Annotated in this window: 19 protein-coding genes; 11 read left to right on the top strand and 8 right to left on the bottom strand. The window is 44.3% G+C overall.

Annotated elements, in window-relative coordinates; genetic code table 11:
• The first annotated feature begins 72 nt into the window (after positions 1–72).
• Genes V7R42_RS02295 through V7R42_RS02305 form a run of 3 tightly spaced genes read left to right on the top strand, consistent with a single transcriptional unit; the run spans position 73 to position 3,321 of the window.
• Positions 73–1,494: an E22 family MetX-like putative esterase gene (locus tag V7R42_RS02295; RefSeq protein ID WP_334018624.1), complete on the top strand. Its 1,422-nt coding sequence runs from the start codon at positions 73–75 to the stop codon at positions 1,492–1,494.
• A complete protein-coding gene (locus V7R42_RS02300; protein WP_334018625.1) occupies positions 1,491–2,561 on the top strand; it encodes an extracellular catalytic domain type 2 short-chain-length polyhydroxyalkanoate depolymerase in 1,071 nt (356 codons plus the stop codon). The genes V7R42_RS02295 and V7R42_RS02300 overlap by 4 nt, the downstream gene beginning before the upstream one ends.
• A complete protein-coding gene (locus tag V7R42_RS02305; RefSeq protein ID WP_334018626.1) occupies positions 2,554–3,321 on the top strand; it encodes a 3-hydroxybutyrate dehydrogenase in 768 nt (255 codons plus the stop codon). The genes V7R42_RS02300 and V7R42_RS02305 overlap by 8 nt, the downstream gene beginning before the upstream one ends.
• A 102-nt stretch (positions 3,322–3,423) precedes the next feature.
• Here V7R42_RS02305 and V7R42_RS02310 read toward each other — a convergent pair whose 3' ends face one another.
• Positions 3,424–4,611, bottom strand: coding sequence for an iron-containing alcohol dehydrogenase (locus tag V7R42_RS02310; RefSeq protein WP_334018627.1), 1,188 nt, complete (start codon positions 4,609–4,611; stop codon positions 3,424–3,426).
• 257 nt (positions 4,612–4,868) lie between these two features.
• On the opposite strand from V7R42_RS02310, the gene V7R42_RS02315 reads away from it, so the two are divergent.
• The 6 genes from V7R42_RS02315 to tmpT all read left to right on the top strand — a co-directional run bounded on the left by V7R42_RS02315 (position 4,869) and on the right by tmpT (position 12,295).
• The gene (locus V7R42_RS02315) at positions 4,869–7,211 is read left to right on the top strand and encodes a fatty acid cis/trans isomerase (RefSeq protein WP_334018943.1); all 2,343 of its coding nucleotides are present in this window, start codon (positions 4,869–4,871) and stop codon (positions 7,209–7,211) included.
• Positions 7,212–7,301: 90 nt separating this feature from the next.
• Positions 7,302–8,177 (top strand): NAD(+) kinase, encoded by an 876-nt coding sequence (nadK, locus tag V7R42_RS02320; RefSeq protein WP_334018628.1) that lies wholly within the window; start codon positions 7,302–7,304, stop codon positions 8,175–8,177.
• A 260-nt stretch (positions 8,178–8,437) separates the two neighbouring features.
• The gene (gene dps / locus V7R42_RS02325) at positions 8,438–8,947 is read left to right on the top strand and encodes a DNA starvation/stationary phase protection protein Dps (protein WP_334018629.1); all 510 of its coding nucleotides are present in this window, start codon (positions 8,438–8,440) and stop codon (positions 8,945–8,947) included.
• Positions 8,948–9,369: 422 nt separating this feature from the next.
• Positions 9,370–11,055 carry a DNA repair protein RecN gene (gene recN / locus V7R42_RS02330; RefSeq protein WP_334018630.1) on the top strand — a complete coding sequence of 562 codons (1,686 nt, stop codon included), beginning with the start codon at positions 9,370–9,372 and terminating at the stop codon, positions 11,053–11,055.
• Positions 11,056–11,179: 124 nt separating this feature from the next.
• On the top strand, positions 11,180–11,536 hold the full coding sequence (locus tag V7R42_RS02335) for an outer membrane protein assembly factor BamE (protein WP_012517879.1): 357 nt from the start codon (positions 11,180–11,182) through the stop codon (positions 11,534–11,536).
• Between the two features lie 105 nt (positions 11,537–11,641).
• On the top strand, positions 11,642–12,295 hold the full coding sequence (gene tmpT / locus V7R42_RS02340) for a thiopurine S-methyltransferase (RefSeq protein ID WP_334018631.1): 654 nt from the start codon (positions 11,642–11,644) through the stop codon (positions 12,293–12,295).
• A gap of 132 nt (positions 12,296–12,427) precedes the next feature.
• On the opposite strand, the gene V7R42_RS02345 is transcribed toward tmpT, so the two are convergent.
• Entirely contained in the window at positions 12,428–13,714 is a 1,287-nt protein-coding gene (locus V7R42_RS02345) for a DUF445 domain-containing protein (RefSeq protein ID WP_334018632.1), read from the bottom strand.
• Between the two features lie 12 nt (positions 13,715–13,726).
• Positions 13,727–14,221, bottom strand: coding sequence for an arsenate reductase family protein (locus tag V7R42_RS02350; RefSeq protein WP_334018633.1), 495 nt, complete (start codon positions 14,219–14,221; stop codon positions 13,727–13,729).
• Between the two features lie 652 nt (positions 14,222–14,873).
• On the opposite strand from V7R42_RS02350, the gene V7R42_RS02355 reads away from it, so the two are divergent.
• Both V7R42_RS02355 and V7R42_RS02360 read left to right on the top strand, forming a co-directional pair.
• On the top strand, positions 14,874–15,545 hold the full coding sequence (locus tag V7R42_RS02355; RefSeq protein WP_334018635.1) for a hypothetical protein: 672 nt from the start codon (positions 14,874–14,876) through the stop codon (positions 15,543–15,545).
• 41 nt (positions 15,546–15,586) lie between these two features.
• The gene (locus V7R42_RS02360; RefSeq protein ID WP_334018636.1) at positions 15,587–16,159 is read left to right on the top strand and encodes a sugar O-acetyltransferase; all 573 of its coding nucleotides are present in this window, start codon (positions 15,587–15,589) and stop codon (positions 16,157–16,159) included.
• A gap of 258 nt (positions 16,160–16,417) precedes the next feature.
• On the opposite strand, the gene dkgB is transcribed toward V7R42_RS02360, so the two are convergent.
• The 5 genes from dkgB to V7R42_RS02385 form a co-directional block, all read right to left on the bottom strand.
• Positions 16,418–17,221, bottom strand: a complete 804-nt coding sequence (gene dkgB, locus V7R42_RS02365) for a 2,5-didehydrogluconate reductase DkgB (protein ID WP_334018638.1) — start codon at positions 17,219–17,221, stop codon at positions 16,418–16,420.
• Between the two features lie 228 nt (positions 17,222–17,449).
• Positions 17,450–18,346: a 23S rRNA pseudouridine(2605) synthase RluB gene (gene rluB, locus V7R42_RS02370; RefSeq protein WP_334018639.1), complete on the bottom strand. Its 897-nt coding sequence runs from the start codon at positions 18,344–18,346 to the stop codon at positions 17,450–17,452.
• Positions 18,347–18,386: 40 nt separating this feature from the next.
• Complete coding sequence (gene scpB / locus V7R42_RS02375) at positions 18,387–18,980, bottom strand: SMC-Scp complex subunit ScpB (protein ID WP_334018640.1); 594 nt, start codon at positions 18,978–18,980, stop codon at positions 18,387–18,389.
• Positions 18,967–19,830 carry a segregation and condensation protein A gene (locus V7R42_RS02380; protein WP_334018641.1) on the bottom strand — a complete coding sequence of 288 codons (864 nt, stop codon included), beginning with the start codon at positions 19,828–19,830 and terminating at the stop codon, positions 18,967–18,969. Before V7R42_RS02380 ends, scpB begins: the two co-directional genes overlap by 14 nt.
• A 209-nt stretch (positions 19,831–20,039) precedes the next feature.
• A complete protein-coding gene (locus V7R42_RS02385; RefSeq protein ID WP_014948946.1) occupies positions 20,040–20,660 on the bottom strand; it encodes an L-threonylcarbamoyladenylate synthase in 621 nt (206 codons plus the stop codon).
• Between the last annotated feature and the right edge of the window lie 134 nt (positions 20,661–20,794).

A 20,794-nucleotide genomic window follows, 5' to 3' on the forward strand; every position in this document is an offset into this window, starting at 1 on the left:
AGCACGATATATAAGTCACTCTAGCAAAACATTGCCATCTAAAAATGCGGCCAGAGAAAGGGATAAGAAAGTATGAATTGGAAAAAGACGCTTGCTTTCACGTTAGTGTGGAGTAAGAGTAAAGGCATCAATAAGCTATTGAAACAGCTCAGCTCACAACGAGTGCAGAAACAGTTAGCATTAGCAAATTTGGTTGAGGTGTATTCAGTTAAAAAGCAGCGCCCCTTGGTGGGATTATTTGCCACACTAATATTGACTGTACATAGCCAGGGCATTGCTGGCGAATCCAACGATACATCGCCATTGCTCAGTTCTTCAAAAGCACCTATTTCTGAGCCCGTTTCTTCCTTGCCAAGCGCTTCGCTGATGGTAGAAAAACGCGTTTTTGAAATACCTCATTTCACAACCTTTGGTGGTAAACAAATTAAAAACGTAAAAGTTGGCTGGGAGGCGTACGGAACACTAAATGATGCTAAGAGTAACGTTATACTGATTACCCACTATTTTTCTGGATCTTCCCACGCAGCTGGAAAGTACGATGAAAACGATCCAGCGCCAGGCTACTGGGATAGTATTATCGGCCCCGGCAAGGCGATTGATACAGACCGCTTTTATGTAATAAGCGTTGATACGCTGGCCAATCTAAATGCTTACGACCCGCACGTTATTACAACCGGTCCTACGTCAATAAATCCAGATACAGGTAAACCCTATGGCTTAGACTTTCCCGTCGTGACAATACGTGACTTTGTCAATGTTCAAAAAGCACTTCTCGAAAGTTTAGGTATTAGCAAACTGTATGCGGTTATTGGGCCTTCTATGGGCTCTATGCAGGCTATCGATTGGGCGAGCGCTTACCCAGACTGGGTTGAACGTATGATTTCAGTTATCGGCGCAGGTCAAAGCGATGCATGGACTACCGCGGCATTGGAACACTGGGCAACGCCAATCACTCTAGATAAAAACTGGAACAACGGCGCTTATTCCAAAGAGCAAGCGCCCCTTGATGGCTTAGCAGCCTCGCTCATGTTAATTACGCAAAATGCCCTTACCCCTTCTTTTTTCAACCAAACCGGCAACACGTTAGGGTATAAAAATGTTGAGTCGGCGCCGCTTAATGACATACGCCAATCTCACAGTATTGTGAAATGGCTGCGCGAGCGAGCGAAGACCCGGGCAAAATCTATGGACGCAAACCACCTTTTGTATTTGGTTAGAGCTTGCCAGCTTTTTGTTGCTGGGCATCAAGGTAATCTTGAGCAAGGACTGGCGTCGATAAAGGCGAAAACGCTGTTTATTCCAGCCCAAACTGATTTGCTACTTATGCCCTACTTATCGCAAAGTGCACACCAAGGTTTAACTGCAATGAATAACGACAGCACATTGGTTACGCTAAATGGCAAATTAGGTCACTTAGAAGGCGTGACCAATGTATCCGCTCAAGCTCAGGCTATTCGCCAATTTTTAGAAAATGATAAGGCTGCAATGCAATGACAAAATCTACCCCCTTTTTACGCCACGCGCTTTGTCTGTCTGTATTAAGCGCACTTGCCGTTAGCGTACCGGTATTCGGTAACGAGTCATCTGCGCAAGACGCGCTCCCTTCACTCACCATTGATTTAAAGAACGTTACCGTATCTGGCTTATCGTCAGGCGGTTACATGGCAACACAATTTCAATTAGCACACAGCGACTGGGTAAAAGGCGTTGGCGTTATTGCTGGTGGCCCGTATTTCTGTGCACAAGGTGATATAACCACTGCCCTGGCACAGTGCGTGAACAAGGTAGAGGGAGAAATTAACCTTGAAGCGCTGAATGAAAAAGCCAAACAGTATGAAACTGAAGGAAAAATTGCGTCGCTTTCCAATATGAAAGACGCAAAAGTCTGGCTTTTTCACGGTACGCAAGACACCAGAGTGATTGCACAAGTCAGCGACTTATTGTTTGAGCAATACAAATTGTGGACAGACACACAAAATATTGCCTATATCAATGACAAACCCATGGCACACCTCTTTCCCACCAAAAACAATGGGGTTAACTGCATGAAATCAGAGAGCCCCTTCATTGGAAACTGTGATTACGATGCAGCAGGTGCCATGCTCTCTCATCTCGTTGAAGATGTTTCGACACCCGACGAGTCACTGTCAGGGCAAATTCATTCAATTGATCAGCAAAAAATAGCGGGTGGCGATGCCAAAACATTGGCAAGTGAAGGCTTTGTGTATGTGCCTAAAAGCTGTGCACAAGGCGAGCCGTGCAGAGCCCATATTAGTTTTCACGGCTGCAACCAGTATGCCGACGCCGTTGGCGATGCCTACACTACCCAAACGGGGCTGAATGAATGGGCTGACGACAACAATATTGTTGTGCTTTATCCGCAAACTAAAAAGTCGTTATTCATGCCGTTAAATCCACAAGGCTGTTGGGATTGGTGGGGCTATGCCTCTGGCGATTACGCCAACAGGAACGGCGCACAAATAAACGCAGTAAAACAGCTGCTGTTTTCATTAAATAGTGCACCTTCACTAAATAAATCCAACGGAAGTAACAATGACTAAGCGCACAATATTTATCACGGGTGGAGCAAGCGGCATTGGCTTTGGCATTGCTGAGTCAATGATGAAACAAGGGCACCATGTGATCATCGCCGACATAAACGAACAGGCAGCGAAAGAGGCTGTGACCAGGCTTGCGCATTTAGACGGTTCGGCCAGCGCAGTAGCCGTAGACGTGTGCGATGCAGAGAAAGTTGCAGCGCTACCTGAGGTACTAGGGAAACATACCGTTGATGTGCTTATAAATAATGCCGGTATTCAGCACGTTTCACGCATCGAGGACTTCCCTGCAGATAAGTGGCAGCAGCTTATAAATATCATGCTTGTTGGCCCAGCTCTGTTAACCCAAGCGTTTTTACCTACCATGCGTAAGCAAAACTACGGGCGCATTATAAATGTAGGCTCTATTCACTCGTTGGTAGCCTCGCCCTATAAGTCTGCTTATATAGCGGCGAAGCACGGGCTCTTGGGGTTTGCAAAAACTATCGCGCTTGAAACGGGGGACTGCGATGTAACTATCAATACCCTTTGCCCCGCCTATGTGAAAACACCGTTGGTGGAGAAACAAATTGCAGCACAGGCAAAAGAAAATAACCTTACCGAGGAAGAGGTAATAACAAAAATAATGTTAGAACCCATGCCTAAAAAGCAATTTGTTAGCGTTGAAGAACTTGCAGATACCGCAAACTTCTTAATGTCGCCCAGTGCTCGCAATATAACAGGGCAAGCTATGGTACTTGATGGGGGCTGGACGGCTCGATAACCCGCAAGCTATTTAACGCTTAGCTTTCTACACAATATTTCTATTCACATAAAAAAGACTGCAATAAGCAGTCTTTTTTCATTTAGTGTTTTCGCAAAAGCGTTACTCCCAAAGCGAAACATAAATAGCCACCATTTCGTCAATGTTAGGTACGCGAGGATTATTACCGGGAGAACCTGATGCCAAAGCTTGTTCTGCCATTGTTGAAGTCGATGCAAAAAATGCCTCTTTATCAATACCGAAGTCGGCAGGCGTAGGCACCTGCAAATCTGCATTAAGCGCTTTTAGTTCGTTGATAAGCTTTTGATTCGCCACCTCATCAGAGTCACTTTGCGTAGCAACACCCATGGCGCGACTACATTGTGCATAACGCACTGATGCACTTGGAATAGAAAAGGCAGTAACCGCGGGCAACAACATGGCATTCGACAAGCCGTGGGGCACATGAAAAGCAGCGCCTATGGGTCGGCTCATTCCATGAACAAGGGCCACTGAGGCGTTTGAAAAAGCAATGCCCGCGAGCGTTGAGCCCAGCATCATTGACTCTCTCGCCGTTTCATTTGTTGGGTCTGCAAATACCATACGCAGATTAGGCGCAATTAATGCCATGGCTGATAACGCCTGTGCATCACTGTAAAGATTAGCTTTGCGGCTTACAAATGCTTCAATAGCGTGAGTGAGCGCATCAATGCCTGTATCAGCTGTTACGCGGGCAGGTAAGCTTTGCGTTAACGAGTAATCGACCAAGGCTGCCGTTGGCATGAACCCTAAACCAACGCACAACATTTTTTCGGTGGTATCTTCGTCAGTGATAATGGTAAACCGGGTTGCTTCCGAACCCGTTCCCGCTGTTGTGGGAATGGCGATAATTGGTAGCCCCGCTTCATCTACAACCCGAGGGAATTTGTAGTCTCGCATTTCGCCGCCGTACTTACCCAAAATAGCGATGGCTTTTGCGCTATCGATGGGGCTTCCACCACCTAAAGCAATGATGCTGTCATAAGCGTGGGTTTTGAACGCATCCACACCGCGATAAATAGACCTCACCGTGGGCTCTGGCACTGTATCTGAAAATACATCGGCGCTTATTCCTGCCTCTTCCAGCATTTGCACTATGGCAGCACTATATCCCAACTCGACCATAACTTTATCGGTAACCAGTAAAGGTTTACGGCAGTTGAGTCCTTTTAGCGTTTCAGCAACCCGCTGACTCGCCCCTTTCCCTATGTGCATCACTCTTGGCAGAATAATTTGATGAGACATGTTTCCCTCGCTGCGAATTCTTTTCATCAGCATACCTAGTACAACGCCCAAAGCAATGACAATGTAAAAATAATGTTATTCCTCTGATTCTGTGTTTTATTCTAAGGTGTAAAATGAAAGCACAGTGCTTCCTGCGCATTTATTGATGAGTAAATGCTTAGTAGTAGATGTGCTAATGCTACAGCGAAGTCATGTTTTTCAGTATTTATAACATCCCCCTACCTGAAATGAATGATAGACTAGGCGAGACTATCTTCTGGACTGATACTATGAAAAAATTCGGTATAACTTCATTGCTTATAGCAATTATCGCTTTAGCTATCTGGCAATGGCCGAAACCTGATGCACCTTTACTTTCCTCAAGTGATGCCATGCCTGCCATGGAAAGTTTGCCCGACAATTTCTTTGATACACAAGTAAACCCAGTTTTAACGCAACGCTGTGTGGTATGCCACGCCTGTTATGATGCGCCATGCCAGCTCAAAATGACATCTCCAGAAGGTATTGCACGTGGGGCAAGCAAAGAAAAAGTATATGAAGGTACGCGCCTTACCGCTGCCCAGCCAAACAGAATGTTTCTCGACGCTCACGGCGTGGATGGATGGCGCGAGCGTGGCTTTTTCGATGTACTGCCAATAAAAGAAGATAATAACAGTTCGCCAACACAATCTTCGGTGTTAGCGCAAATGCTTTTGCTAAAAAAACAGCACCCTTTACCCAATACCGCTCATTTAGGTGACGGTTTCGATATAAGCTTAAACCGACAAAACCAATGCCCCACAATAGATGAAATGGGCAAGTATATAGCAGGCCAGCCCTTGGGAGGCATGCCCTACGCACTGCCAGCCCTGTCGGACGCAGAGCACACTACACTCATTCAGTGGTTAAACCATGGTGCGCAGTTACCTTCACCTAAATCGCTTGCAAAAAAGCATCAGGAAAAAGTTTCTGAATTGGAGACGTGGCTTAATGGTGAAAGCAACAAGATGCAACTTTCCGCACGTTATATTTATGAACACTTGTTTACGTCTCACCTTTATTTCGAAGATACTTCAGAAAAAGGTAAAACGCCTCAGTTTTTTAATCTAGTACGCTCGCGCACTCCGCCAGGACAAACGTTAGATATTATTGCTACTCGCAGACCCTTCGACGATCCCGAGGTCGAGCGCGTTTATTATCGATTGCAGCCTGTGCATTCCACGATTGTGAGCAAAACACATCAGGCTTACGCCATTAACAAGGATCTTTTAGATAAATGGCAAACTTGGTTTGTTGACGCCGACTTTTCTGTAGAAACATTGCCATCATACAAACCCCAGGTGGCGGCCAACCCATTAACGGCCTTTACCTTATTGCCAGTAGAAAGTCGTTATCGATTTATGCTTGAGCGCGCGCAAAACACCATTATGGGTTATATCAAAGGTCCCGTGTGCAGAGGCCAAGTCGCGCTAAACGTGATTAACGATCGATTCTGGGTGTTCTTTGTCGACCCAGACATTGCTGCATCTGAAAAAGTGAATGCTTTTTACACTGTTCAAAGGGAAAACCTTCACCTTCCGGCTGAAAAAGATAGCTCAGCCCTTGCGGTAAACTGGGTTAAATACGCAAAGCGCCAAGGCGACTATATGCGTGCAAGATCGGCCTTTTTAAACAGTGAATTTGAAGACGGAGCGCACCTGAATTTGTCGAGCATTTGGGATGGCGACGGCGGTAATACCAATGCCAGCTTGACTGTATTTCGTCATTTCGATAACGCCACTGTAGCGAAAGGAATGATTGGCAAGCCGACCAAAACGGCATGGGTGATTGACTATGCCTTGTTAGAGCGTATTCACTATTTGCTTGTTGCTGGCTTTGATGTTTACGGCAATTATGGCCATCAGTTATTGACCCGTTTATATATGGATTTCTTACGCATGGAAGGTGAATCGAACTTCCTTAATCTACTTCCTCCAACTACCCGCCATGACCTTCTTGACGATTGGTATCAAAACGCAAGCCCTGAACTTACCGATTATTTGGAAGGTGATATCAACAGTTTCGAACAACCTTCTGGCATAGCGTTCGAAACAGATAATCCTCAACAAGAACTTTATCAATTGTTATCGCAATACTTGGCTAAGGTTCAACCGAATGCCTCAACTTACAATAAACGTTTGCTATCAGCTGAACAGCTCGAAGCATTAGAGCGCTTAGATTCACTTCCTGCTCAACAAGCGACGTTGATGCCCGAAACTACCATGATTGTGATTCAAGACGACAAAAACCCAGACAACATTGATGTATTCACTGCCCTTAGAAATAGCGCGCATTACAATGTAAATAGCCTATTTGAAGAAGAGGAAAACAGGGAGCCTTCTAAAGATTCAATCACGCTAGTTCATGGTTTGTTGGGCAGTTACCCTGACGCATTCTGGTATATCAATACCTCAGAGATAACGTCTTCGATTGAGAAGCTTAAATCCATTAAAAGCGAAGCCGATTACAAAGCCCTGCTCGACGATGTTGGCATGCGCCGAACCAACCCTGATTTTTGGGCGTTTAGTGATAAATTAATGCAATGGTCTAGCGAGCGCTATCCTATTGAAGGCGGTCTTCTCGACTATAATCGCCTGGAAGATCGCTAAACCTTTTGTTGTGTAGCGTTTTACGCTTTTCTTTTGCAAAAAACCTGTGCTAATGTCCAACCATTGGAAATGAAAGGACATTAGCATTCCATGCCCTATCAAACCGTTGCTTTAATTGGAAAACCTCAGCACGCTGCAACTCACGACAGCCTGAACATTCTTGCCGAATATTTATTGGCAAAAGGCTGTAAATTATTGGTTGAAGAAAGTATTGCTGAAGAGCTTGAAACCGAGAACTTTAAAAGCTGTAACCTTGTCACTATTGGCAAAGAGGCTGACCTTGCCGTTGTGGTAGGCGGTGACGGCAGTATGCTTGGTGCTGCGCGTGTGCTTGCTCGTTTTGACATTCATGTTGTCGGCGTAAACCGAGGGAACCTCGGCTTTTTAACAGATATCCACCCCGATGATATTGTTCAACAACTTGACCTTATCTTTAACGGTGAATGCGTGGTAGAAGAGCGCTTCTTACTTGAAGTAGAAGTTTATCGACACGAAAAGCTTAAAAGTAACAACTCTGCTGTAAACGAAGTGGTGCTTCACCACGGTAAAGTTGCCCATATGATGGAATTTGAAATTTATATCGATGAGCAATTTGTATTCAGCCAGCGCAGTGACGGGTTAATAGTGGCCACACCCACAGGTTCAACGGCTTACTCTCTATCAGCAGGCGGCCCTATTATAATGCCTAAGCTAGATGCGCTTACGTTAGTCCCCATGTTTCCTCACACTCTGAGCAGCCGGCCAATTGTTGTTGATGCTGACAGTCAGGTATCGATGAAAGTATCAAAGGTAAACAGTGACTCGTTACAAGTGAGTTGCGATAGCCATATTGTTCTGCCCGTACTACCTGGCGATGAAATTCGCATAAGCAAGAGCGTAGACAAGCTCTATCTTGTTCACCCCAAAGGCTACAGTTACTTCAATGTACTTCGTAAAAAGTTAGGTTGGGGTAGTAAACTTTATTAACCCAACCTGCTCCATTTAGTTAGTTACACGTGCATTTATTACATAAGCCTGTAGCATTTTCTTATTCGCTACAGGATTGAAAAATAAAGATTTTTTAATCTTCTCTAATTTCCTCAACGAAAACCAAGACTTATAGAAATATAAGATTTCGGCATACCTGTTGCACCTATTACAACAAGTCGTCAGCACAAGGCCTTTGTTATTTGGCCTAAATGATGTTTCGCATCTCGCTGACTTGTTTGCATTCAATAGGAGATATCATGAGTAACACCAATATCAAATTTACAGCCCCTGGAATGGATAACGATGCAGCTGCCAAAACAATTAAGGTATTGGATCAGCGATTGGTTGCACTATTAGATTTACAGTTAACGCTGAAACACATTCATTGGAATGTAGTAGGCCCGAATTTTATCGGTGTGCATGAGATGTTGGATCCGCAGGTAGATGCGGTACGCGAAATGACCGACACCATTGCCGAACGTATCGCAACATTAGGTGGCGTACCAAAAGGCACGCCTAAAGCCATTGTTGAAGGTCGCAGCTGGAGCGATTATGAGCTGGGTAAAGGCTTAGTACTTGACCACCTTAAAGCGCTGGATGCAGTGTATGATGGTGTAAACGGTGACCATAGAAAAGCGCTTGAGCTCTTAGGTGAGATTGACCCAGTATCGGAAGATATGGTTACCGGTCAACTAGCCGATTTAGAACAGTTCCAATGGTTCGTGCGTGCGCACATTGAATCTGGTAGCGGCGAGCTGCAGCAATAGAATATGACTAATGTGTTTGCAGATTGCAATCCGAACTATCTGCAATAGATTAGAGTTGTAATGTTAGGGAGAGCTTCGGCTCTCCTCTTTACTGTTTGTCTAACTAAAACCAAAGGTAATTAGAACGGCAAACTACTCAGCATATATTCAAGAATTCGATTTACTATCATAGGAGCACTTCACTACTGTACTTTCAACCTACACAGCCTCTTTAAATTACCCCTCCAAGTCGAATGCAAATATAGGTTACTCATAACTCACCTTTACAATAAAAAATCTATGCAATTGATTTCATGTAATTTATTATCGACACCAGTTATTTTTAGATAAATATTTTGCGACTTAACTTTACACAACAAAAATACTGTATATATTATCAGTTACTGTATATATCATCATGTTCAACTTTTTCGAGTGTGGTTATGTTAGCGCATCTTTCTATTTCTAATTTTGCTGTTGTAAAACAATTATCAGTTCAACTGGAAAACGGCTTAACTGCTATAACCGGTGAAACCGGTGCAGGTAAATCCATTGCTATTGATGCTTTAAGCTTGTGCTTAGGCGAGCGCGCTGATGCCAATGCGGTGCGAAAAGGTAGTTCAAAAGCAGAGATCATTGCTCACTTTTCTTTAAACGGAAATACATTAGCTAAAGCCTTTCTCGACGAACACGAGCTCACCTCAGACGAAGATGAAAATAGCTGCTTTATTCGCAGAGTTATTTCAAAAGAAGGCCGTTCAAAAGCTTTTATCAACGGTATTCCCGCTTCACTTCAGCAGCTTAAAGGCTTAGGCCAGTTTTTGTTGGCTATTCACGGTCAAAATACCCACCTACAGTTGCTGAAAGAAGACCATCAAAGGGAATTAGTTGATGGTTACGCAAAGCACGAAGAACTGTTAGCGCAAGTGAGAGAAACCTACTCTCTTTGGCGCGATAAACAGCGCACGTTAAAGGCGCTTCAAGAACAAGCCCAGCAGCGTGAAGACAGAATTCAGCTGTTAACTTATCAGGTTCAAGAACTTGATGAATTCGCCATTGAAGAGGGTGAATTTGAAGAGTTAGAAATAGAGCACAAACGCCTGAGTAACGGGCAAAGCCTTTTAGAGCAAGCACAGACCAGCGTATACAATTTATATGAAAGCGATGAAGGCAACGCACTGTCAGTTATACAAAGCAGTATTGAACGTTTAGGCGAATTAGAGGCGCACGACGCTAGTTTAACGCCAATCATTGCAATGCTTAATGATGCAGCAATTCAAGTAGAAGAAGCGGCAGGAGAGCTACGTAGCTACTGCGACCACTTAGAGATCGATCCACTTCGCTTACAGCAAGTTGAGGCGCGCTATGCGAAGGCGATGGAACTTGCCCGTAAACATACTGTGATGCCAGAAGGACTTTATCAGCATCACCAAGAGCTAGCCGCCGAATTCAATGCTTTATCGGAACAGGAAACACTGTTAGGTACGCTTGAAGGCGAAGTAGAAGAAGCACGAGCAACGTATTTAACCGCGACCAAAGCGCTTTCTGAGAGCAGGCAACGTGCTGCTGGTAAGCTAAGCGAAGATATTGAAGTGCAAATTCGCCAAATGAATATGCCCCACGCAAAAGTGGATATTCAGATTCAATACGACGAACTTAAGAAGCTGGTGAGCACAGGTCTAGATACCGTAGAATTTAAAGTGTCTACCAACCCTGGTCAAGATGCAGACAAATTAGAAAAAGTCGTATCAGGTGGTGAACTTTCTCGTATAGGACTGGCTATTCAGGTTATCGCGAGCGGCCATCACGCTACCCCTACTATGATTTTCGATGAAGTCGATACGGGCATTAGCGGCCCAACAGCATCAATCGTTGGCGGGCTTTTACGTAAATTAGGTAAACAATCGCAAGTAATGTGTGTTACCCATCTACCTCAAGTAGCGGCACAGGCACATAATCAATTGTTTGTTACCAAGCTTACCGACGGGGAAAGTACTGAAACCCAGATGTTGGCGCTGACTAAGCAAGACAGGATCGATGAGCTTGCAAGACTATTAGCCGGTGATAAAGTAACCAAATCGGCGCTAGCGAATGCAAAAGAACTGCTTAAAAGCGCAGCATCGAACTAAAATGCAGTTGATTGGTCATAGTTGTCAATGTAGCATGCTTTCGCGCTTGCAATAAAACAGTCTCGAAATTCGCTTTAGCGAAGTTCATTGACACTAACAAAGGCAATACTGGACAAATTAACGCATGAAGTTGCAACACCTATTAGTAATTCTTGGTATCACACTAACATCAACCGCTTGCTCGAACTGGATTTATCGAATCGACGTTCCTCAAGGAAACTTCCTTGATCAAAGAGATGTGGAAAAGCTGCGCGTTGGAATGACAAAAGAACAAGTTATTTATGTACTAGGTAACCCTGTTGTTCAAGACTCATTCGACGATGACACTTGGTACTACGTTTACGATATGAAACGCGGTATGAAAAAGCGTGGTGAAGATTTTCAAAAGCAAATGGTGATTAACTTTGTAGACAACAAAGTGACAACGGTTGAAGGTGACTTCGAGTTATCTGAAGACTTCAATACACCGCTTGATAACTAATTTTGTCTAAAAGGTAGCGTTTCTCGCTACCTTTTTTGTTTCTAATACCCTTCATAAAAACGTCTGTTTTTTTAGAGATATATCGCTTACCTACTTGAGGTTTATATGGAACATAGTTTTTGGCACAGTAAATGGCAAAAGAACGAGATTGGATTTCACGAACCTGAAGGGAATGCACTTTTAGTAAAGTATGCGTCTTTTCTGTTTGGCGACGATAGTCCTAGCACATCTTTAAAGCGCATTTTTGTACCACTATGTGGAAAGACCCGTGATATTGGTTGGTTACTGGCTCAAGGTTGTGAAGTGGTTGGTGCTGAGCTAAGCGAAGTGGCTATTATACAGCTGTTTGAAGAGCTAGGTGTAGAGCCTACCGTTACCACTACTTCCAACGGTAAAATTTACGCTAAAGACGGTTTAACCATTTACGTAGGTGATATCTTTAAACTTACATCAAGCGACTTAGGCAATGTTTCGGGGGTCTACGATAGAGCAGCTTTAGTTGCATTGCCCAGTCCCCTTCGCGAGCAATACGCTGCACACCTAATTGCTATTACTCAATGCGCCCCTCTGCTAATCATTTCATTCGAGTATGACCAGAATGAAATGGCCGGCCCTCCATTTAGCGTAAACGAAAAAACCGTTGACGCTCTTTATTCAGTGGACTACAACATTCAAAGATTAGAGCGCTCGGTGCTTGAAGGCGGTTTGAAAGGCAAGGTAGACGCTGATAATTTGGTATTTGCACTAACGGCGAAGTAGACTTTTTAAGATTTGTTGCCAATACAAAGCGTTGAAATGGTTGCTTTATAGTTTGCGTTTTAGCGCTGATTAACAGCGACACTTAAGCTATTAATACCCACACCAGCTAATGCGACTTGCTTAAATAAATGACTAGAGGCCAAGCAGTGCCTCTATGCCAAACAATATCGCACCTATCAACGCGCCTACAATCGTGCCGTTTATGCGAACTTTTTGAAGGTCGCGACCAATATTGAGTTCCACCTGCTCCGCCATCTCACGCTCATCCCAGCTATTGATGGTGTCGCGTATGTGACGGGTTAGAAATTCAGCCAACTCAGGCGCCATATATTTAGCCGCTTCTCCAATGTGTTTATTGAACGCTTTTGCTAGCTCACTGTCTTGCGTTAACGTGGTACCCAAATCGTTTAAAAGGCTCGACACCTTTGTTTCCGCTTTACCATTTTGCTGTTCAAGAGACGTTAAAAGCCATTGATGAAACTTGGCCCATGATTGCTGAACATACGCGTTTAACGCTGGGTCATTAATAATTTTTTCCCGATAGCTGTTTACCTTTTTCTCCATTAACGGGCTGTGCTGTAGTTCGTAGAGGAATTCGTGTACTTGCTCATCAAATGCATGGCGAATGGGGTGATGCTCATCTTCGTATACATCTTCCAAAATACTTGAAACCGCTTTAACAGCAATGAGTGCCCCCTGCTCGCTTAGCCAACTAGACGGCAATAGCTTTTCAATACGACTGTATTCGTTTTTTAGCCAGACTACTAACGTATCTGCTATGTAGATTTGGGTTTCTGGCTCTGCAAGCAGTGAGGCCAATTTCCCTAACACCCTATCAAGCACTACCTGATGCTGGCGCTCTTTCGTAACGGCGCTTAACGAGGTTGCCATCAATTGCCTAAGATCAAGTTGGTTAATGCCCTTCTGTGCGGTTTTAGCGATAAACGTTTTCACAGGTTTGTCATCGAGCACGCGAAGAACGCCTGCAAAAGCATCGCATAGAAAGCGACTTAAACGGGTAGCGTTTCTATCTTGTGACAACCACCTTCCCGCGCCCTTTGCAGGGTCGCTGTCCCGAATTAGCTTCTCTATTGCTTCAGGATGAAAGAACTTTTCCTTAACGAACAATGACAGGTTATTAGCAATAACAGACTTGTTACTAGCCACGATATTGGTGTGCGGAATGGGGTACTTCGCTGGAATTGGCTTAAATAATGCCGTCACTGCAAACCAATCAGCTAGACCACCGATGAGCGCCGCCTCACTAGCCATCTTAATAAGCCCCAACCACCATACTCCTTGCAAGTTTGGATAAAACTTGGGAAGTAAAACCGTTAAAACAAATACACTTGCGGCAAAAATCAAACAGGCCAATGCAAGCCTTTTAGCCTTATTCAATTGCGTGTACTTGTCCTGCATAAACTACTCCGTTTAAATTACTCGTTTACCATCTTGGTCTATAAGTGGTGAGCCGTCTTCTTTAGCAAAAGGGCCTTGTGGCCATACAGGCAAAATATCCAGTACAGCTTCACTTGGCCGGCATAATTTCACTGTTTCTTTCGCGTTATTCGAATAGGAATTACCTTCAACTCTCCCAAGAGGTAAAGAAACTGCTTTTTCGTGTTCACCTTCGGGAATGCAAACAATAGGCCTATTCACTAAAACGGGATGTTCCAGCATCAATTCAAAGATGATTTCGTTACTCACTGTTTCATCAAGTAACCCTAATTCAGCAGCAGGCGACTTTGTTGTGCGAAGCGCTTGTCGAGGGTTAAGGTTAGCTGCATTCAATAAATAAGTTAGTTGTTCACGTTCCCACCCAACACGTAAATACTCAATAACCTGCACCTCATACCCAGCGGCCTTGATCACCGCCAGTACATTCCTAGACGTGCCACACTCTGGGTTGTGATAAATCTTTATCATCGCCACCTAACCTCACTAAAAAGTAAAAACCACGTATACCAACATACTATTAAAATTCGAGGACAGACACTCGAAATTCGAGGACAGACACTCGCATAGGTTAAAACCTTGCCTGTACTCGTTGGACAGACACTCACATAGGCTAAAATCTTACCTGTACTCGTTGGACACACACTCAAATTGCTACCTGTACTTCTTGGACACACACTCAAAAAAGCAGCTTGTGGCCAAATACAATTCAAGGACAGACACTCACATAGGCTAAAATCTTACCTGTACTCGTTGGACACACACTCAAAAAGCAGCTTGTAACCAAAAAAATATCTATTCACATTGGGTGTCTGTCCATTTATTTAATTTCTTTAAGCGAGTGTCTGTCCCCTTCTGCCTTTCTGAGCTTCGGGCCATGTGGTCCAGAGTGGTCAAATTCGCCATCTAGTGGCAGATGAAACTATAAAATTTATCATTACGCCATTGAGTTAGTCTCCCCCCCTTTGGCATATCACACTAACCTTCTGATTTAAAATACTTTTCAAGAGTGGCATGATATGTGATGCGTACTTTATAAATACACAAAAAAATTTGTGTTTGGTATCAATACCGTTAAAGCGTGTTATTAAGTATTTATAAAAACAATCAAGGATATAAGAATATGAAAAAGTCTATTATTGCCAGTGCAGCTATGCTGCTATCAGCCTCATTACTTACCGGCTGCGTTATTCATGTTGGCAACGCTAGTGCATTAGAAGGCAGTGATTTCAGTTCTATTCTAGGCAATATTGACATAGCTGAAGGGAAGCACGCGGGTGATATTTCTTCTATTAATGGCAATGTGGAAATTAGCGACCACGGCGGTGCGGATGAAGTCAGCATCGTTAACGGCAATATTGAAATGGGTAGCCATGTGTCTGTCCGAAATATCGAAATTGTAAATGGCGATGTCATCGCAGCTTCACACCTCAGTGTGCTTAAGGGCGTAGAGACCGTGAATGGAAATGTTACGCTTCCTACACAAAGTACAATTGGCGGTAGCGTTGAAACAGTGAATGGAGATATAACAGTCATTGATACAAGCATTGAGAAACATATCAAAACGCTCAACGGCGATATTACTTTAACTGGCTCGTCTCACATTTTAGGCGATATCGTATATAAGGAAAGTGAGAACTCTTGGGGTAATAAATCAGATAACAAACCTACCCTGTCGATTAGTGCCTCGGTGACTGTGGGCGGCAACATTGTTTTGCACCGCCCTGTGAACTTAGACATTGAAAGTGACGAGCTAAAGCAAAAAGTCGTTGTAAGCTACGGTGGTGCGCAGTAACGTATCGGCTCGAATATCTAAGCCTAACGTTTCGGAATGACATGACTGAACAAGAAAAAATGCTTGCTGGCGATTTATACTTCCCGACAGACAAAGCGTTAACGGCGTTGCGAAAGCAATGCCGCATGCAATTAGACGACCTCAACGCAACTTCTCAAAGCGACCATAAAAAGCGTACAAGATTACTAAAAGAGCTGTTTGGTAGCACTGGAAAAAGGCTTTACATCGAGTCTTCATTCAAATGCGATTACGGCGAAAATATCCACGTAGGCGAGAATTTTTTCGCTAACTTCAATTGTGTCATTTTAGACGCAGCGAAGGTCGCGATAGGTGACAACTGCATGATTGCACCTCAAGTTGGTTTGTACACAGCTACGCACCCATTAGATCCTGTACAAAGGGCAACTGGCATAGAGTTCGCCAAGCCCATTACTATTGGCGACAACTGCTGGATTGGTGGTATGGCGGTCATAAACCCGGGTGTGACGCTGGGAGACAATGTGGTTGTGGCCTCTGGCGCGGTAGTGACCAAGTCTTTCGGTAATAACTTGGTTATAGGTGGTAACCCCGCCAAAGTGATTAAAGAGATAGAGCCAGGTGAGCAAAGCGTTTAACGATCTAGCCGGTGCTTTTATAAATGAGGGCTTTTGTAAATGACGTTTTTTTCTGAACAAGGTCTCTTTCAACAATTTCTCCATTAACCTCATTTGCTGAATCAAATTTATTTCCTGAAATCAGAGTATTTCAAAGCCGCAGATAGAACCATCAAGGCGGCCGTTTAACCTATATTGAGTACTACAGGAAAAAAACAAGGCTAGTAAACTTAACGCTAGCCTCGATATACCCTAACAGAATATCAGCCCTGCTAAACCCTAATCCCAATTGGGCGCAAAATCTGGGTTTACAATTCGGTCGCCGTTATCAAGATCATCAATAAGCGCGAGCTCTGAATCAGTTAAATGTACACCACCATAAGCTAAATTCTCCGCCAAATGTACTTTACTGGTTGATGAAGGGATTGCATAAATGCGGCGCTTCTCCATCCACGCCAGAACAACTTGCGCTGGCGTCGCATCGTGGTTTTGCGCTATTCGTAATAAAGTTTCGTCCTTCATTACTTTCCCTACAGCAAATGGCATATATGCAGTAGCTTTTATGCCTTTTTCCTTACACGCCTCAACAACCTTCTTGTTTTGCATGAAAGGATGAATTTCAATCTGGTTGGTATAAATCTCGCCTTTACCGAGAACCTTTTCGGCCTTCTCTAACAAATCAATAGTGAAATTAGATACCCCAATATGACGAGTAAGCCCTTGCTCTTTAGCCTTCGCAAGATTGCCTAAGTAACTTTCTAGTGAAACATCATTGCCTGGATATGGCCAATGGATAAGAAGCAAATCAACATTTTCTTGCTTCAGCTTTTCTAGGCTTTCGTGAACACTTGGAATAAAATGGGCATCGCCCAATGACTCGTGCCACACCTTGGTGGTGACAAACAGCTCGCTTCTATCCAGTCCGCTGGTTTTTATGGCGTCGCCAACTTGTGCTTCGTTGTCATAAAATTGTGCGGTATCAATGTGTCTGAAACCAACCTCTAGCGCCTTACTGACTGACTCACGGGCCTCGTCCCCTTTCAATCGAAACGTTCCCATTCCTAACTGAGGCATATCTTTCATTACTCTCTCCTTTTCCGCGTTGGTCTTACACTACTTGACGTAGCAGGTTCACACTTTGCTACGCCATCGCTTAGAAAGAAGATCGCAATCAGCGTGACTGAAATCAAAATTGGACTGGGGATGAACCATGCGATTACTTTGAAAGACACTCGCCACTGAAATAAAAAAAGCCGCTAGCGTGCGCTTGCGGCTTTGAGTCTTCACTTACACGTGATGGATAAATTGGTATTACTTGCGTTTGGCGGGACGCCCAGCTCGCTTGTTCAAGCCTTGTTGCTTACGCACTTTATGTTTTTTAACCGAGCGACGCATGCGACTTAATCGCGCGTGGTCAAGTTTACCCTGGCGTACATTAACCATAGTTTGCGTTTCATCCGGTAATTGAACATGGCTACGAAGCGCATTCACGTCTTCTAACCCTAATTCTACCCACGCACCTTGCGGTAGACGCTTTTGCAGTTCAATTGGGCCATACTTAACACGGATCAAGCGGCTAACCTGCACGCCTTGCGACTCCCAAAGACGACGCACTTCGCGGTTACGCCCTTCTTTCAACGTCACGTTGTACCAACGGTTCATGCTTTCATCTTCAGCATGCTGCGGCGTAGGCGCACCTGAAATTGTCAGGAACTTTGCTTCACCGTCTTCCAGCTCTACACCTTTTTGAAGGGTATTAAGGGTTTTGCCCGTCACTTCACCGAATACACGCACTGCGTACTCGCGTTCTACTTCACATTTTGGGTGCATTAGGCGGTTTGCCAATTCACCATCGTTAGTGAATAACAGTAGGCCACTGGTGTTCATGTCTAGACGACCAACGGTGATCCAACGCCCTAATCGAATGGCGGGAAGACGGTCAAATACCGTATCGCGACCTTCAGGGTCGTGGCGGCTACATAATTCACCTTCGGGTTTGTTGTACATTAACACGCGGCAGATTGGCTGTTCTGTTTGACGAGATAGCAAATGACCATCAACACGAATTTGTGCAGTGTGATCAACTCTATCTCCTAATGTCGCTTTGGTGCCATCGACCGATACTCGGCCTTCTTCAATCCAACGTTCCATTTCTCGTCGCGAGCCTAGCCCTTGGTTAGCCAGTACTTTTTGCAACTTTTCAGTCATGGGTTTTCACTCTTTAATTGCTTGTTTACGGTCGCACGGTCTATTCTGACGGTGCCTCATTTAACACCTTAAGCGGCGAGTCTGACGCGACGCTTTCAGCCATGTTTTCGAAAGCATCAGCATTGGGCAAATCGCTCAGCGACGTCATCGAAAAATAGTCTAAGAAGCCTTTGGTAGTTGCATAAAGTGCTGGTCGCCCAGGCACTTCTTTGTGGCCCACTACCTTTACCCAGTCTCGTTCTGTGAGTGTCTTTATAATATTACTGCTTACCGCCACGCCCCTTACCTGCTCTATTTCACCGCGGGTTATAGGTTGTCGATAGGCAATGAGTGCCAAGGTTTCGAGCATTGCTCTAGAATACTTTGGCGCATTTTCCTGCCACAATTTGCTTAACCACGGGCTTAACGCATCTAACGACTGAAAGCGATAGCCACTTGCTACTTCCACCAGTTGAATGCCTCTTGGCTGATAGTCTAACTTTAGCTCGTTAATCACCTTACTCAAGGTTCTATCAGCAACGGTGAACTCATTGAGTACCGTTTCTTTTAAACGCTGCTTTGAAATAGGTTTGTCAGCGACAAATATTGCTGCCTCAACCAATTGTTTAAGCTGCGCCGTGTTAATTTTCTTCATGGGCACCTAATTTTACATGAATTTTTGCATAAGGACCTGCCTGAATGCATAAAATTAGCTGTTCTTTTACTAATTCCAAAATTGCCAAGAAGCTAACCACTACGCCAGCTTTACCTTCTTCAACTGTAAATAGGCGTTCAAGCGGCGTATATTCTGATGTTGTGAGCAATGACAATATGAGCGACATGCGCTCTCGCGTACTCAGCGCTTCCCGTTCAATAGTATGGTGTTCAAACGCTTCAGCGCGCTTCATGGCTGCACTGAACGCCAATACAATTTCGGCTAAAGACACATCGGGCTCAATGCGAATTGGCGCCACATTCTCACTTAGTTCAACGTGAGTGGTGAAAATATCCCGTTCAAGCCTAGGCTGAATATCTAAATCTTCTGCCGCTTGCTTTACTAGCTCGTATTCTTTTAATCGGCGAATAAGCTCTGCGCGAGGGTCTTCTTCTTCGTCGGAATCGTCACTGCGTTTAGGTAGTAGAAGCCTAGACTTAATTTCTGCCAATATGGCTGCCATCAGCAAGTACTCTGCCGCCAACTCTAATTTTAGCGACATCATGGCATCCACATACTCCATATACTGCTTGGTCACATCAGCGATAGGCAATGTAGTGATATCAAACTTTTGTTTTCTAATCAGATAAAGCAGTAAGTCGAGAGGCCCTTCGAAGGTTTCTAATATGACTTCTAGCGCATCGGGGGGAATGAAAAGATCTTCAGGTTTTTCAATTAACGCTTCGCCATTAATAAACGCAAGTGGCAACGGCTGTTGAACAGGTGTCGAAAGCCCCTTCTCAACAGGGGCCTCATTGTCGTTTTTATTTTCTTCAACAAGTTCTGACACAGTTCCACAACCGTTTTTACGCGCTAACAAAGCGGCAATTATTAATATTATTATTTACGCGTTCACGCGACGGCTTGTTAAGCTTTGCTTTACATCAAAGAGCAACAAACCTCAGATACTTAGCTTACGGAAACCTTAAATAACTTTCACCTGCAACTAGCAAAAGAAGCTATTTAAAAGAATCTATTGAAAATCCAGCCTAACAAAAGTTACTCAAAGGGAGACGGATCGCCCGTGCCATGACGCACAATGACTGGCGTGTCTTCCGACAAATCAACCACGGTTGTGGGCTGCTCACCAATGTAACCACCGTGAATGATAAGCCCTACTTGCTTTTCTAAGTTGTCGCGAATGACATCCGGGTCTGATTCGGCCATGGTGTTACCTGGCAAAATCAAAGACGTAGACATCAACGGCTCGCCCAGCTCTTCCAATAACGCTAATGCAATGGCGTTATCGGGCACCCGAATACCTATGGTTTTACGTTTAGGGTTTTGTAAACGCTTTGGAACTTCGCGGGTCGCTTTCAGCACGAAGGTGTAACGCCCTGGAGTGTTGTTTTTAATTTGTCTGAACGCCGTGTTGTCTACCTTTGCGTAAATCGATAGCTCAGACATGTCTCGACACATTAAGGTAAAGTTGTGGTCTTTATCGATTTGACGAATACGACATAGCTGCTCAAGCGCCTTTTTGTCTTCCATTTGGCAGCCTATGGCGTAGCCTGAGTCTGTCGGATACACCACTACAGCCCCCTCTCGAATTAACTCACAAGCCTGACTAATTAGGCGCTTTTGCGGGTTGTCGGGGTGCACATAGAAAAATTGACTCATAAATACTTCCTTTTCTTGCTAGCACAGTTCGATGATACTACTTTGCCAACAGGGTAAATTTCTGTCCACTTGTTAGGCATCTACTTTGCCAAACGGGATAAGTGACTGTCCACTTGTTAAGCTCGCTGGTTAAT

The organism is Alteromonas sp. S015 (genome assembly GCF_036864485.1).
GTDB lineage: Bacteria > Pseudomonadota > Gammaproteobacteria > Enterobacterales > Alteromonadaceae > Alteromonas.